General features: G+C 71.8%; 17 protein-coding genes. 8 read left to right on the forward strand and 9 right to left on the reverse strand.

Annotation, left to right across the window (positions count from 1 at the left end):
• The first annotated feature begins 20 nt into the window (after nt 1–20).
• Both IE206_RS15180 and IE206_RS15185 read left to right on the forward strand, forming a co-directional pair.
• Nucleotides 21–413, forward strand: a complete 393-nt coding sequence (locus IE206_RS15180; RefSeq protein WP_189962683.1) for a nuclear transport factor 2 family protein — start codon at nt 21–23, stop codon at nt 411–413.
• Nucleotides 414–423: 10 nt separating this feature from the next.
• Nucleotides 424–834, forward strand: a complete 411-nt coding sequence (locus IE206_RS15185; RefSeq protein WP_226599871.1) for a VOC family protein — start codon at nt 424–426, stop codon at nt 832–834.
• Nucleotides 835–842: 8 nt separating this feature from the next.
• On the opposite strand, the gene IE206_RS15190 is transcribed toward IE206_RS15185, so the two are convergent.
• The 4 genes from IE206_RS15190 to IE206_RS15205 all read right to left on the reverse strand — a co-directional run bounded on the left by IE206_RS15190 (nt 843) and on the right by IE206_RS15205 (nt 3,456).
• Nucleotides 843–1,199, reverse strand: coding sequence for a GntR family transcriptional regulator (locus IE206_RS15190; RefSeq protein ID WP_189962684.1), 357 nt, complete (start codon nt 1,197–1,199; stop codon nt 843–845).
• 40 nt (nt 1,200–1,239) lie between these two features.
• On the reverse strand, nt 1,240–2,208 hold the full coding sequence (locus tag IE206_RS15195) for a DUF1648 domain-containing protein (RefSeq protein WP_189962685.1): 969 nt from the start codon (nt 2,206–2,208) through the stop codon (nt 1,240–1,242).
• Between the two features lie 162 nt (nt 2,209–2,370).
• Nucleotides 2,371–2,817, reverse strand: coding sequence for a DUF6304 family protein (locus IE206_RS15200; RefSeq protein ID WP_189962686.1), 447 nt, complete (start codon nt 2,815–2,817; stop codon nt 2,371–2,373).
• A 57-nt stretch (nt 2,818–2,874) separates the two neighbouring features.
• On the reverse strand, nt 2,875–3,456 hold the full coding sequence (locus IE206_RS15205) for a dihydrofolate reductase family protein (protein ID WP_189962687.1): 582 nt from the start codon (nt 3,454–3,456) through the stop codon (nt 2,875–2,877).
• A 110-nt stretch (nt 3,457–3,566) separates the two neighbouring features.
• Here IE206_RS15205 and IE206_RS15210 point away from each other — a divergent pair, with 110 nt between their 5' ends.
• Nucleotides 3,567–4,178 (forward strand): TetR/AcrR family transcriptional regulator, encoded by a 612-nt coding sequence (locus IE206_RS15210; protein ID WP_189962688.1) that lies wholly within the window; start codon nt 3,567–3,569, stop codon nt 4,176–4,178.
• Between the two features lie 14 nt (nt 4,179–4,192).
• Here the strand turns inward: IE206_RS15210 and IE206_RS15215 are convergent, their stop codons facing one another.
• From IE206_RS15215 to IE206_RS15230, 4 genes are all read right to left on the reverse strand, one after another.
• Nucleotides 4,193–4,792 (reverse strand): GNAT family N-acetyltransferase, encoded by a 600-nt coding sequence (locus tag IE206_RS15215; RefSeq protein ID WP_189962689.1) that lies wholly within the window; start codon nt 4,790–4,792, stop codon nt 4,193–4,195.
• Nucleotides 4,793–4,821: 29 nt separating this feature from the next.
• Nucleotides 4,822–6,045, reverse strand: coding sequence for an MFS transporter (locus tag IE206_RS15220; protein ID WP_189962690.1), 1,224 nt, complete (start codon nt 6,043–6,045; stop codon nt 4,822–4,824).
• 92 nt (nt 6,046–6,137) lie between these two features.
• Nucleotides 6,138–7,169 (reverse strand): family 2 encapsulin nanocompartment cargo protein polyprenyl transferase, encoded by a 1,032-nt coding sequence (locus IE206_RS15225; RefSeq protein WP_189962878.1) that lies wholly within the window; start codon nt 7,167–7,169, stop codon nt 6,138–6,140.
• A 76-nt stretch (nt 7,170–7,245) separates the two neighbouring features.
• Nucleotides 7,246–8,643, reverse strand: coding sequence for a family 2B encapsulin nanocompartment shell protein (locus tag IE206_RS15230; RefSeq protein ID WP_189962691.1), 1,398 nt, complete (start codon nt 8,641–8,643; stop codon nt 7,246–7,248).
• Between the two features lie 249 nt (nt 8,644–8,892).
• Between IE206_RS15230 and IE206_RS15235 the strand changes: the two genes are divergently transcribed.
• From IE206_RS15235 to IE206_RS15250, 4 genes are all read left to right on the forward strand, one after another.
• Nucleotides 8,893–9,336, forward strand: a complete 444-nt coding sequence (locus tag IE206_RS15235; RefSeq protein ID WP_189962692.1) for an RrF2 family transcriptional regulator — start codon at nt 8,893–8,895, stop codon at nt 9,334–9,336.
• An 84-nt stretch (nt 9,337–9,420) separates the two neighbouring features.
• A complete protein-coding gene (locus IE206_RS15240) occupies nt 9,421–10,623 on the forward strand; it encodes a globin domain-containing protein (protein WP_189962693.1) in 1,203 nt (400 codons plus the stop codon).
• Nucleotides 10,624–10,769: 146 nt separating this feature from the next.
• On the forward strand, nt 10,770–11,360 hold the full coding sequence (locus IE206_RS15245) for an N-acetylmuramoyl-L-alanine amidase (protein WP_189962694.1): 591 nt from the start codon (nt 10,770–10,772) through the stop codon (nt 11,358–11,360).
• Between the two features lie 53 nt (nt 11,361–11,413).
• Complete coding sequence (locus IE206_RS15250) at nt 11,414–12,295, forward strand: 1-aminocyclopropane-1-carboxylate deaminase/D-cysteine desulfhydrase (RefSeq protein WP_189962695.1); 882 nt, start codon at nt 11,414–11,416, stop codon at nt 12,293–12,295.
• A gap of 15 nt (nt 12,296–12,310) precedes the next feature.
• Here the strand turns inward: IE206_RS15250 and IE206_RS15255 are convergent, their stop codons facing one another.
• Nucleotides 12,311–13,909, reverse strand: a complete 1,599-nt coding sequence (locus IE206_RS15255; RefSeq protein WP_189962696.1) for a Na+/H+ antiporter — start codon at nt 13,907–13,909, stop codon at nt 12,311–12,313.
• A 56-nt stretch (nt 13,910–13,965) separates the two neighbouring features.
• Between IE206_RS15255 and IE206_RS15260 the strand changes: the two genes are divergently transcribed.
• Entirely contained in the window at nt 13,966–14,226 is a 261-nt protein-coding gene (locus tag IE206_RS15260) for a UBP-type zinc finger domain-containing protein (RefSeq protein WP_189962697.1), read from the forward strand.
• The last annotated feature ends 60 nt before the right edge of the window (nt 14,227–14,286 follow it).

Consider the following 14,286-nt stretch of genomic DNA (forward strand, 5'->3'; position numbering starts at 1 on the left):
GCGCAGGGATACTCGACGGCATGGCCGACCTCGATCTCGCAGCCGCCGCGCAGCGATTCGTCACCACCTGGGAAGCCGGCTGGGCCCGGCACGACGTCGACGCCATCCTGGAGCTCTACGCCGACGACATCGTCCACACCTCCATGCCGTTCCGGCCTCCGCACCGGGGGCGGGCTGAGCTCGCCGACTATCTCCGCCGGTCGTTCGAGGGGGAACGGGTCCAGGAGGTGCGGTTCGGTGAACCGGTGGTCGGTCGAGACCGGCTCGCCGTCGCCGAGTTCCGGGTGCTCGCCTTCGAGGGAGAGGCACCCGTCACCCTCGCGGGCTGCGTGTTCGTACGCTTCGGCGCGGACGGGCTCGCGGTCGAGACGCGTGACTACTGGCACACCGCGGAAGGTCATCTTCCGGGTTAGGTTCGAGGTCATGGAACCCCTGGAACCTCCCTACCCACGGCTCCTTGTCGACCGCTACGAAGACGCCTTCCGCTTCTACGATGCCGTGCTGCCCGGGCTCACCGGCTGCGCTCTCGCCCGGGGCAACGCATCGTCCGGCTACGCCAGTTGGGACGCCGCCGACGGCCGGACCGCGCTCGCCCTGTTCACCCGGTCCGCGATGGTCGCCTCGCTCGGCGAGGACGTCGTGCCTCGCGGGGGCGGGTCGCTGGTCATTCACGTGGCGTCGCGCGATGCGCTCGACTCCGCGGTTGCGCTCTGCGCGCAGGCGGGGGGCGTCGTCGCGGCCCCGGCTCGCGACATGCCCGAGTGGGGGCCCGGGTTGCGTGCGGCGCACGTGCTCGATCCGGACGGAAACCTGGTCGAGCTCCAGACGTACTAGCTCCGCCTCTACGCCAGCCCCTCCCTCACCAGCCCCACGACCTCCTCCTCCGTGAGCCCCAACTCCCTTGCCTGGTCGACCAGTTCGCGCACCCTCAGCATCAGGGACGCGCGGCCGCGCGCGGACGTGTCGTCCACGACCACCGCGCCCCGGCCCCGGCGGAGTTCGATCAGGCCCTCCTCCCTCAGGCGCTGGTAGCCCCTCAGCACCGTATGGAGGTTGACGCCCAGGGAGTCCGCAAGGGAGCGGGCCGACGGGAGGCGTTCGCCGGGGGTCACCTTGCCCTCGGCGATCGCCCGGCGCACCGATGCCGCGATCTGGTCGCCCAGCGGCTGCGGCGACGCGGGGTCCACCCGGAACAGCATCAGCGCCTCCTGGTCGCACGGCCGGACGGAGTGAAGGACATCAGCGCTTCGCCCCCTCGCGGTCGGCCAGCGTGTTGAGCAGCGCGGCGGCCGTCGCCGAGTCGTCCACCGTCACCGCGAACTCGCGGCCCCCCGCGCGCCGCACGACGAGCGCCTCACCCGAGCGCAGCATCAGGCCCGTCTTGCCCGGACGCATCCGGTAGCCCCAGCCCCCGTACTCCGCGAGGATTTTGATCTCGCGGCTGATCGCCCGGTCGACGTCCGACAGCGGCACGCGGATCCGCGGCCAGGGCAGTACGGTCGGCCGCGCGGTCAGGCCGTGGCGGTCGACAGTGACGTACGGGCAGGAGAACGCGAGGCAGATCAGCGCGCCGCCAAGGGCGACGAGGGCGTGGCGCGTTCCGCCCGCGTACAGCAGGACGAGCGCCGTGGCGATCATCGCAAGGCCCGTCCCGAGCAGCACCCGCGAGGGCGCCCGGCGCATCCAGCCGGCCACTTCGCCCTCCGCGAGGTCGAGCCGCTCCGGCTCGCCGGGGCCGGGCGACGGCAGAGGGGCGGGCATCGACACGGTCAGCAGGAGCAGCCGGCCGATCCCCGCCGCGAGAGCGCCGCAGCCCGCCCCGATGACCAGCTGCCACAGCGGCATCCGCACCCGCCCGGGGTCGGCCGCGTCGGCGTTGGCGACCAGGACGGCGACCATCAGATAGCCGACAAGGCCCGCTACCGCGTACCCGACCCAGACCATCCACCGCAGCCCCCGCACGGCCGCGTCCCCGGTCCGTGCGACGACGGCCCACAGGGCGGCGAGCCCGATGTGCATCACGAGGACGAGGACCAGGTACGAGGTGTGGCTCTGGGTGTCGTCGGAACTGCCGCTCGCGGTGAAGTGGCTCGCCAGCCGGTCGGGCAGCCGGTCACGAAGGAGCGCGAACGCCGTCAGGTCGACGGCCATGGCAAGCAGGAACGGCAGCACGGCAAGGGCCATCAGGCGGTACCGGACACGATTCATCGAAGCCTCCTTGTTCGCATAGTAGTAGAACAACACGAAGCCGAGGAAGGCCCATTCCGCGGAGCGGGCTCCCGCACATGGCAGAGCGGCCGCCCCGCACCACGGAGTCCCGAGGACTCCCCGATGCGCGGCGGCCGCGGGAGGAACAGTGGAGGAAGGGGATCAGATGGCGTCCAGTGGGGACGGCTGGAGGCCCCAGCCGTACGGGAGTTGGCGCCGGATGTCGTCGAGGACCGAGCCGAAGTCGAGCTCGGCGCGCCCGCTGGCATACACCGCTCCCCCGAAGTGCAGGGCGACCCCGAGGTCGGGCTCCGGCGGTTTGAGGGAGAGCAGGCAGCTGAGGGTGGCCTGCTGGACGGCGCCGTCGTCCGAGGCGACGGGCACGGGCATGTCCCATTCCATTACGAAGTCACGAAGGTTCCCGCCGTCGAGCGCGAAAGTGCCGCTCTCCGTCGGTATCCCCGGTACCGGGCCGAGCGAGTCAAAGCTCGCTCCGGCGAAATCGACCCCCCTGATCCGGGTCCGCAATTGCGTCCCGTCAGTGGTGATCGTCAGCGCTTCGGATCCTAGGCGGTCCCGGTACCAACCCGCCCATGACTGTGGTGTCATGGGCGGAGATTAGCGGCGCACCCTCCTGTTCGTCACAGGGGGTGACCGAAATGAGCGTTACCGCTTCCTTGCGTACTTCGAGACGACCGCACCATTGTCGAACGACCGGGACCCGGTCAACTCGTACGGGCGGGGGCCGAATTCGCCCGACACGACCCGGATTCCGTCGCCCGCGAGCACCGGGTACGTCTTGATGACCAGCTCGTCGATCTCCTCGGCCAGCTGGCCGGCGAGGTTGCCGCCGCCGCACAGCCAGATGCCGAGGCCGTCCTGCCGCTTGAGCTCGCGCACCTTGGCGACCGGGTCGCCGGCCACCAACTCGACCGCGGGGTGCGGGGATTCGGCGAGGCTGCGCGAGAAGACGTACGTCTTGAGGTGGGCGTACGGGTCGACCATGCCGTCCTTGAGGCCCAGGCCGTAGGTGGCGCGGCCCATCAGGACGGTGTCGTAGTGGGTGTTCTCGGCGTCGTCGCAGCCGAAGTGCCGCCGGCCGGCGGTCGCCAGCGTCTCCGGCCACTCCGTCTTCAGGTATTCGAGGTACGCCGGGGACAGGTGGTCCATCAGGAACTGGACCTCGTCATCGGGACCCGCGATGAAGCCGTCGAGGGACATGCCGATGAAGTACGAGAGCTTGCGCAAACCGACCTCTTGAGTCTCGGGGGCGTGGCTCTTCCGCGCTAACCACGACAGCTATAGTGCTTCAGGTGTAGTGGTTGCGCAACCCCCTATTGCCCTCCAGGAGTTCCCGCATGGTCAGAAACCCCGAACGCAGAACCGCGCTGGTCGACGCGGCGATCGAAGTGCTCGCGCGCGAAGGAGCGCGCGGGCTGACCTTTCGCGCCGTGGACGCGGAGGCGGGCGTGCCCGCGGGCACCTCGTCCAACTACTTCGCCAGCCGGGACGACCTGTTCACGCAGGCCGGCCGGCACATCCACGTGCGCATGGCACCGGATCCGGACGAGGTCGCCGAGGTGATGCGGCCCGGGCCGTCGCGCGCACTGATCGCCTCCCTGATGCACTGGGTGGTGCGGCGGATGACCGCCGAACGCACCGGGTACCTCGCCATGCTGGAGCTGCGCCTCGAAGCCACCCGGCGGCCCGCGCTGCGGACGGAGCTGACCCGGGCGATCCGCGCGGACCTGGAGGCGAACATCCGCTTCCACGTGGAGTCCGGGCTGCCCGGCGACCCCGACACCGTCCGGCTGCTCCACTTCGCGGTCAACGGGCTGCTCGTCGAGGTCTTCACGCTGCCGGGGGTGTTCGGCGACGATCCCGAACAGAGCGCCCACGAACGGGAGTCGGCCGACAAGGAGACCTCCCGGCTCGTCGACCTCATCGTCTCCCGCATCGTCCCGGACTGAGCCCCGCCAGGACCTCAGGCCCTGGGCTCGCGCCACATCGGGTGGACCAGCGGCCCGTCCGGCAGCCGCACCGGCTCGCCGAGCGGGGCGAAGCCGAGGCGCCGGTACAGATGGGGACTGCGCTCGCTGCTCGCCTCCAGATAGGCGGGCAGGCCCTCCCGGTCGCACCGCTCCAGTACGGAAGTGATCAGCGCGGCGCCCAGGCCCTCGCCCTGCCGGTCCGGGACCACCCCGACCATCCAGAGGTACGCGTGGGCGCGGCCCTGCGGATGGATGCCGGCCATCAGGTGCGCGATCTGCTCGACCCGCTCGTTGCCGGGGTCGACGAAGGCCCGCAGCTGCGCGGGCCCGTCGTCGCCTTCCTCCGGTTCGTGCGGCTCGGCCGGGACGTCGATCCACAGCGCGACCGCCGCGCCGTCCTCGGTGATGTCCACATGGCCCTCGGCGAAGGAGAGCCGGCAGAAGGCCTCCATCAGGCGGTGGTGCACCTCGCGCCGCCGCGCCGCGTCGGGCAGCACCCAGCTGCTCACCGGGTCGTCGATGAACGCCGCGTCGAGGATGCGTACCGCCGCCGCTTCGTCGCTCCGCTCCGCCCGCCTGATCCGTACGCCCATGCCCATCGCTCCCACCCCGTCCGGCCGCCTCAACCAACCGGCGCCATCCTAGAGTTGGACCGCTCGGCCCAGCGGACCGCGGGCCCGAGCGCGAGGCCGGCGGCGAGGAACAGGGCGCCGAGCAGCAGCCAGCCGGGCACGCCCCAGTCGACGACGAGCGCGGTGAGCAGCAGCGGGCCGAGCATCCTGGCCAGCGGCACGCCCATGCCGAAGAAGCCCTGGTACTCGCCCTGCTGGTCGGCCGGTGCGAGATCGAAGCCGATCTGCCAGGCACCCGCGGACTGCATCATCTCGCCCGCCACCTGGAGCCCGCCCGCTACCAGCAGCACGACCGTGGCGGCCCAGGCGGACGCCCCGGCGGCACTGAGCGCGAACACCGCGCAGGAGGCGAGCATCAGCACCCCGCCGCGCGCCACGGTCCGCCGGGCACTGGGCAGATCACGGACGGCCGAGGCGGTTCGGACCTGGAAGAGCATCACCGCGCCGGTGTTGAGCACGAGCAGCGCGGACACCAGCCACCCCGGGGCGTCGGTGCGGGTGACGGTCCACAACGGGACGGCGAGGCTGATCAGCGGCATTCGCAGCAGGAGCAGGGCGTTGAGGAGGGTGATCACGGCGTAGGGGCGGTCGCGCAGCACGGCGAACCGCGGGCCCGCGCCGGGCGCGGCGGCCTTGGCCGGCACCCGGGGCAGCCGGAGCAGGGCGAGCGCGCAGAGCAGGAAGGCCGCCGCGTCCAGGGCGAAGACCGCGAGGTAGGCGGTGCGGGTGCCGTAGTGCAGGGCGACCCCGCCGACCGCGGCTCCGACGGCGAGCCCGGCGTTCAGGGTGGACTGGAGGTGCGCGAGGACGTGGGTGCGGTCCCGGCGGTCGACGAGTGCGGCGAGGAGCGCCTGACGGGCGGCGGAGAGCCCGGTCTGCGCGGTCGCGTAGCAGCAGGCGGCCAGGACGAAGGGGAGGAAGCCCCGGACGAACAGGAAGGCCGCGACCGAGGCTCCCGTGGCGGCGGCGAGCAGGACGGCGACGCCGCGCGGGCCGCGCCGGTCGGCGAGCCGGCCGAGCGGCACCCCGGCGAGCGCGCCGACCGCCCAGGCGAGGGTCAGGCCGAGGCCTATGCGGGTGGCCGGGAGGCCGACTATGCGGCTGAAGTACAGCGCCGAGGTGACCAGGAAGGCGCCGTCGCCCAGGGAGTTGACGAGCTGGGCGGCGGCGAGGCCGCGGGCGGGGCCGGCGGGCGGCAGGAGGCGGGGCGTCATGTGCCCATCAAATCAAGCTGAATGGCCCAGGGTTGGGGCCATTCGGCTTCGAATCCACTGGGCCACTCGAAGAATCCGCACCGCCCGGCGGATCAGCTGGTGCGGCGGGTCACAAACTCGGCCAGGGCGAGGAGTTCGCCCGCCGCGGTCGGGTCGGGGACGGCGCGCGAGAGGTGGTCGACCGCGCGGGCCATGCGGTCGGCGGCATGGATCTGGGCCCAGTCGCGGCCGCCGGCCAGATCGACCGCCTCGGCGGCCCGGCGGACCGCGGCGGCGCCCATCGGGGCCCGGTACAGCTCGGCGAGCTCGGCCGCCGCCGGGGTGCCCGAGCCGAGCGCGGCGACGACGGGCAGCGACTTCTTGTGCGCGGCGAGGTCGGCGCCGGCGGGCTTCCCGGTGCGCCCGGGGTCGCCCCAGATGCCGATCAGGTCGTCGATGAGCTGGAAGGCGAGCCCGGCCTCGCGGCCGAACGCGTCCATGGCGGCGACCTCCTCCTCGCCCGCGCCCGCGTACAGCGCGCCGAGTGCGCAGGCGCAGCCGAGCAGCGCCCCGGTCTTGGCCATCGCCATGGCGAGGCACTCGTCGAGCGAGACGTCCTGCGGGCCCCGGTGCTCGAAGGCGCAGTCGGCCTGCTGGCCGGCGCACAGTTCGATGACGCAGGCGGCGAGCCGGGCGGAGGCGGCCGAGGACGCGGGGTGGCTGTCGTCGGCGATCAGGCGCAGGGCGAGGGCGAGCAGCGCGTCACCGACGACGATGGCGTCCGGGGTGCCGAAGACGGTCCAGGCGGTGGGGCGGTGGCGCCGGGTCGCGTCCTCGTCGATGACGTCGTCGTGGAGCAGCGTGAAGTTGTGGACGAGCTCGACGGCGGCGGCCGCCTGTACCGCCGTTTCGGGGTGGCCGCCGAGCGCCGTGGCGGCGGCGAGGACGAGGGCGGGGCGGATCGCCTTGCCCGCCTGTCCGCCGGCCGGGGTGCCGTCCGCGTGCTCCCAGCCGAAGTGGTACATCGCGACCCGCCGCATGGAGCCGGGCAACGACTCGACGGTGGAGCGCAGTCGGGGGTTGACGACGGTACGGGTCCGCTCAAGCAGCTCGACCGCCTCGCGGCCCTCCATGGCCTCCGGCATTGCCAACGGGGGTGACCTTTCTCGGGGTTGACGGCGGCACCGGGCGCGCCTCGTGAGGCGCGCCCGGACCGGAAGCTCACCGCCAGCGGCTGACCTCGACGTTCTCCAGGACGCCGAGCGCGTCGGGCACCAGGATCGCCGCCGAGTAGTACGCGGTGACGAGGTACGAGATGATCGCCTGCTCGTCGATGCCCATGAAGCGGACCGACAGGCTCGGCTCGATCTCGTCGGGGATACCGGCCTGCTGGAGCCCGATGACGCCCTGCTCGGCCTCGCCGGTACGCATGCAGATGATCGAGGTCGTACGGGCCTCGCTCACCGGGATCTTGTTGCACGGGAAGATCGGCACGCCGCGCCAGGCGGGCACGTGGTGGCCGCCCACCTCCACGGACTCGGGCACCAGGCCGCGCTTGTTGCACTCACGCCCGAAGGCGGCGATCGCGCGGGGGTGGGCGAGGAACAGCTTGGATCCGCGGCGCCGGGAGAGCAGCTCGTCCATGTCGTCGGGGCTGGGCACCCCGTCGTGCGGCTGGAGGCGCTGGCCGTAGTCGCAGTTGGTCAGGAGGCCGAACTCGCGGTTGTTGACGAGCTCGTGCTCCTGGCGCTCGCGCAGCGCCTCGACCGTGAGCCTCAACTGCTGCTCGGTCTGGTTCATCGGCTGGTTGTAGAGGTCGGCGACGCGGCTGTGGACCTTCAGCACGGTCTGGGCGACGGAGAGTTCGTACTCGCGGGGCGAGCCCTCGTAGTCGACGTAGGTGTGCGGAATGACCGCTTCGCCGACGTGGCCGGCGGAGAGGTCGATCGCCGCTTCGCCGTAGGTGTTGGTGCGCTGGTCAGGCACCGCCGAGGCCGTCGCGAGGTGTGCGTGCAGCGACTCGGAGCGCTCCGCGAGGTTGAGCACGTCGGCCCGGCTCAGGACCAGGACGGTGCACCCGGTGGTGGCGCGGAAGGTGCACTCCCAGACGGCCTCGCCGGAGACCAGCGCCTGCTCGCCGAAGTGCGCCCCGTCGGCGAGGAAGCCGAGCTCGGTCTCGTCGCCGTACGGGCCGGTGCCGATCTTCTCGACGCGGCCGTGCGCGAGCAGGAACACCCGGTCGGTGACGTCGCCCGCGGTGGCGATGACCTCGCCCGCCGCGAATTCGCGCTGCTCGCAGCGGTTGGCCAGCTCCGTGAGGGCGGCCTCGTCCTCGTAGTCGCGCAACGCGGGCAGCTCGCCCAGTTCGGCGGGGATGACGGCGACCCGCTCGCCGGTCTGGACGAAGGTGATCCGTCCGTCCCCCACCGAGTAGCTGAGCCGTCGGTTGACCCGGTATGTACCACCCTGCACCTGGACCCATGGCAGCATCCGCAGCAGCCAACGGGAGGTGATCTCCTGCATCTGCGGCACGGACTTGGTGGTGGTCGCCAAGTTCCGCGCGGCGGCTGTGCCGAGACTCTGCTGGGCGCGGTTCTCGGGGCCTGCCTCGACCGACATGTGACTCCTTCTGAGCTCTTACGACCTTGAAGCTGGACTTCGCCGAGAACACTTCCAGCACGGAGAGTCCCCGCGCCATTACTCAAATGAGTGGGATTAGAACAACGGCGGGCCGGGCAGCCGCCGCGAAGCGCTCGAACGCGCCCCGCACGCTCCCCACTTCGCGCACCCCGAAGACACCGGCCGATGACCGACACATCGACCAAGCTTTAATTTGCACACGAGATGCAAGTTACCTACGGTGCTCCCATGCGGCTGACGAGATTCACCGACCTGGCGCTGCGAGTGCTGATGCGGCTCGCGGTCACCGAGAGCGCGGACGACCAGGCCCCTCCCACCACGCGGGAGGTGGCGGACGCGATGCACATCCCGTACACGCACACCGCGAAGGTCGTCGCCCGCCTCCAGCACCTCGGCCTCGTCGAGGCGCGGCGCGGCCGGGGCGGCGGGCTCTCACTCACCCCGGCGGGCCGGCTCGCCTCCGTGGGCGGCCTGGTGCGCGAACTCGAAGGGCCGGGCGACGTCGTGGAGTGCGAGGGGGCGACACCGTGCCCGCTCGCCGCGGCCTGCCGCCTGCGCCGGGCGCTGCACCGCGCACAGGAGGCGTTCTACGACTCCCTCGACGACGTCACGGTGGACGACCTGGTGGCCTCACCGACCGGTCCACTGCTGATCGGCCTCACCACCCGCTGACACCCCGTCAGCCACTCCCCCTCCTTGGGATTTTTCGCACGCCCTCAAATACGAATCTAAAATACCAATTACAGGAGCCAGTCGATGCTGTCCGAGAAGTCGACCACGACCGTACGCGCCACCCTGCCCGCCGTCGGGGCGGCCATCGGCACCATCACCGAGCGCTTCTACGAGCGGCTCTTCGCCGCCCACCCCGAGCTGCTGCGGGACCTGTTCAACCGGGGCAACCAGGCCGCCGGCCTCCAGAAGCAGGCGCTCGCCGGCTCCATCGCCGCGTTCGCGACGCACCTGGTGGACCAGCCCGACGACCGCCCGGACGTGATGCTGAACCGCATCGCGAACAAGCACGCCTCGCTCGGCGTGACCGCGGACCAGTACAAGATCGTCCATCGCCACCTCTTCGCGGCGATCGCCGAGGTGCTGGGCGAGGCAGTGACCCCGGAGGTCGCCGAGGCCTGGGACGAGGTGTACTGGCTGATGGCGAACGCGCTGATCGCCATCGAGGCCCGCCTCTACGAGGAGCGGGGCGTACTCGCCGGGGACGTCTGGCGGGAGTGGACAGTGGCCGGCCGCATCGAGGAGACCGCAGACTGCGCCACCTTCCGGCTGCGCCCCGCCGACGGCGCGCCCGCCCCCGCCTTCCGGGCCGGCCAGTACGTCTCCGTCCAGGTCGGACTCGCCGACGGCGCCCGCCAGATACGCCAGTACAGCCTGAGCTCGGCGCCCGGCAGCGAGTTCCGCTCGATCACCGTCAAGCGCGTCCAGGGCGACCCGGACGGCGAGGTTTCCGGCCACCTGCACGCCCACGTCCGCGAGGGAGACCGGCTGCGCGTCTCGGCGCCGTACGGCGATCTCGTCCTCGACACGGGTCTCGATACCGACGATGCGCCCCTTCTGCTCGCCTCCGCGGGCATCGGCTGCACGCCGATGCTCTCCATGCTGGAGCAGCTCGCGGCCGCCGGGCACCGCGCCCCGGTGACCGTGGTGCACGCCGACCGCTCCCCCGCCGGGCACCCGCTGCGCGAGGACCATGCGGCGCTCACCGCCAAACTCCCGGACGCGGCGGCCCACTTCTGGTACGAGTCCCCGGAGCCGGGCCACCCGGCCGACCGCACCGGCCTGGTCGACCTGACGACGCTGCCGGTCCCGTCGGGCACCCGCGCCTACCTGTGCGGCCCGCTCCCGTTCATGCGCGCGGTCCGCACCCAGCTGCTGGCCAAGGGGGTGGCGGCGGCCGACATCCACTACGAGGTGTTCGGCCCGGACCTGTGGCCGGCCCAGGGCTGACGGACCCCGTTGGGCTCCGGTGTCCGGATCGACTCGCTCACCAAACCGAACAGGTCACCCCGTAGCAGTCAAATGCATCCTTCACAGGGCGAGTTGGGATACAAGCGGTACGAGTCACATCCGTACCGCTCTGGAAGGAGGCGGCCATGGCCCCTCCCCTGTCCGCAGACCAGTTCCTCGCCGCGCTGCGTGCCGAGGGCCTCACCGTCGTCGAGGTCGACGGGTGGCGCACCCACAACCGGGCCGGCCACGGCGACTGGGGCCCGGTCAACGGCGTCGTCGTCCACCACACCGCGACCAGCGGCGCCGCCGCGACGGTCCGCATCTGTTACGACGGCTACGACGGCCTGCCGGGCCCGCTCTGCCACGGCGTGATCACCAAGGACGGCACGGTGCACCTCGTCGGCAACGGCCGCGCCAACCACGCCGGCGCGGGCGACGGCGACGTGCTGCGCGCCGTCATCGCCGAGAAACGGCTGCCGCCGCCGCGGGACAACGACACCGACGGAAACACGCACTTCTACGGCTTCGAATGCGAAAACCTCGGAGACGGCGAGGACCCGTGGCCCGAGGCCCAGCTCGACGCGATCGAGAAGGCGGCCGCGGCCGTGTGCCGCCACCACGGCTGGACCGCGCAGTCGGTCATCGGCCACAAGGAGTGGCAGGTCGGCAAGGTGGACCCGCGCGGCTTCACGATGGACTGGCTGCGGGAGCGGGTGCATGAGCGCCTGAAGTGACACGTGAGGCGCCGTGCGAGATGCCACGTGCCGGACCACGTGACAATGGACGCATGACCCCCGAAACGCTCGCCCCTCGCCTCCCCTCACCTCTGGAGGAGGCGGAGGACGAGCGTTTCGCACGTCACGGCGTACGCCTGCTCCTGAAACGGGACGATCTGATCCACCCGGATCTGGTCGGCAACAAATGGCGCAAGCTGGTGCTGAACCTGGAGGCCGCCGCCGGCCGCCCCGTCCTCACCTTCGGCGGCGCCTACTCCAACCACCTGCGCGCGACGGCCGCCGCCGGGCGCCTTCTCGGCTTCCCGACGATCGGCGTCGTACGGGGCGACGAACTGGCGGGCCGCCCGCTCAACCCGTCCCTCGCGCAGTGCGCGGCGGACGGCATGCGGCTGCACTTCGTGGACCGCTCGACCTACCGCCGCAAGTCCTCGCCGGACGTGCTGGCAGGGTTGTTGCAATCGCTCTGCCCCGATGCGTACGTCGTACCGGAGGGGGGCAGCAACTCCCTTGCGGTGCATGGCTGTACGGCGCTCGGCGAAGAGCTGCGCGGGGTGGCGGACGTGGTGGGCGTGGCCTGCGGCACGGGCGGCACCCTGGCGGGCCTGGCGGCGGGCCTCGCTCCCGGCCAGCGGGCACTCGGCGTGCCGGTCCTGAAGGGCGGCTTCCTGGAGGCGGAGATACGCGCCCTCCAGCGGGCGGCGTTCGGCGAGGTGCGGGGGGACTGGACCCTGGACGACCGCTTCCACTTCGGGGGCTACGCCCGCGTACCCGCCGAACTGGAGGCCTTCGCGAGGGACTTCGAGGGGCGGCACGGGGTCGGGGTGGAGCGGGTGTATGTGGCGAAGCTGCTGTACGCGCTGCTGGGATTGGCGGAGGAGGGGGCGTTCGAGCGGGGGTCGAGGGTGGCGGCGGTGATCACGGGCCGGCCTTGATCCCCCCGCCACCCCCTACCCCTCGCCCTCGCGGTACGCCGCCGCCTCCTCCAAGTCCAGCCTCCGCAGCAGCGTCCGCATCATCTCGTCATCAATGCGCCGCTCGTCCCGCAGGGACACGAAAACCTGCCGCTCCGCTTCGATCATCGCCCGGGACAGCCGCCGGTACGTGTCGTCCGCCGACTCCCCCGTCTCTTCGTTCACCGCCCCGAGCCGCTCCCACACCGCGTTCCGCCGCCGCTCCAGCACCGTCCGCAACCGGTCGGCCAGCGGCGGCGGCAACGCGTTGCGCGAGTCGGCGAGGAGCTCGTCGAGGCGGGCCTCCGCGGCCCGGGACGCCTCGCTCTGGGCCTGCGCCTCGGCCAGCGTCTCGGCCTGCGCGTCCCGCCCGGGGAGCTTGAGCAGCCGGATCAGCGGCGGCAGCGTGAGCCCCTGCACGACCAGCGTGCCGATCACCGTCGTGAACGTGAGGAACAGGACCAGGTTGCGGGCCGGAAAGGCCCGCCCGTCCTCCATCGTCAGCGGGATCGAGAACGCGATGGCCAGCGACACCACGCCCCGCATGCCCGCCCACCCCACGATCACCGGCGCCGTCCAGTCGACCTCCGGCTCGCGGCGGCGGATCCTCTCCGACAGCGTGCGTGGCAGGAACGTGGCCGGGAAGACCCAGACGAAGCGGGCCGCCACCACCAGGACGAACACCCCCACCGCATACCAGATCGCCTCGCCGACCCCGTACTCCCCAAGTCCCTTGAGCACCACGGGCATTTGCAGTCCGATCAGCGCGAACACCGCCGATTCGAGGACGAAGGCGACCATCTTCCAGACCGCCTCCTCCTGGAGCCGCGTCGCGAAGTCCACCTGCCAGGAGTGGTGGCCGAGATAGAGGGCCACGACCACCACCGCCAGTACGCCCGATGCCCCCACCTGCTCCGCCGCCGCGTACGCCACGAACGGGATGAGCAGCGACAACGTGTTCTGGAGCAGCGCCTCGTGGAGATGGCGGCGCAGCCAGTGGATCGGCAGCATCAGCACGAGGCCCACCCCGATCCCGCCGATCGACGCGAGCGCGAACTCCTTGAGCCCGCCGCCCCACGTCGCTCCGGCCCCGACGGCCGCGGCGAGGGCCACCTTGTACGCGGTGATCGCGGTCGCGTCGTTCACCAGGGACTCGCCCTGGAGGATCGTGGTGATGCGGTTGGGGAGCCGTAGGCGGCGGGCGATCGACGTCGCCGCCACCGCGTCCGGCGGCGCGATCACCGCGCCGAGCACCAGCGCCGCGGTCAGCGGGAGATCGGGCACGAGGAGATACGCGAGATAGCCGACCACGACCGTCGCGAAGAGCGTGTAGCCGACCGAAAGCAGCGCCACCGGCCGGAGGTTGGCGCGCAGATCGAGGTACGAGCTCTCCAGCGCGGCCGTGTGCAGCAGCGGCGGCAGCACGAGGGGCAGCACGACGTGCGGGTCGAGCGTGTAGTCCGGAACCCCCGGCACGTACGCCCCGATCAGCCCCACCGCCACCAGGAGCAGCGGCGCGGGCACCGGCGTCCTGCGGGCGGCCCCCGCGACCGCCGCGCTCGCCGCGATCAGCGCCACCAGCGGCAATACATCCATCAGAACCGTCCGTCCCCACTCACCCGTGCCGCGTTCTCCGTCGTAACCTGGCCATCATGAGCGAGTGCCCGCACGTTGCAGAACTGCCGCGCCCCGAGCCGGCCCCGCTGAGCGACACCTGCCTGGAGTGTCTGAAGGACGGCACGCACCCCGTGCAACTGCGCCTGTGTCTGGTCTGCGGGCACGTGGGGTGCTGCGACTCGTCGCCGCACCAGCACGCGACGGGTCACTTCAAGGAGACCGGGCACGCGGTGATGCGGACCTTCGAGCCGGGCGAAAGCTGGCGCTGGTGTTTCGAGGACGGCCTGCTGGTGTGAGAGTGGCACCCCGCACGCTTCGTCCAGAGCGTGAGGAAAGGTTCGAAGCCCTCGACGCCT

The organism is Streptomyces violascens, assembly GCF_014649955.1.
GTDB classification, from domain to species: Bacteria; Actinomycetota; Actinomycetes; order Streptomycetales; family Streptomycetaceae; genus Streptomyces; species Streptomyces violascens.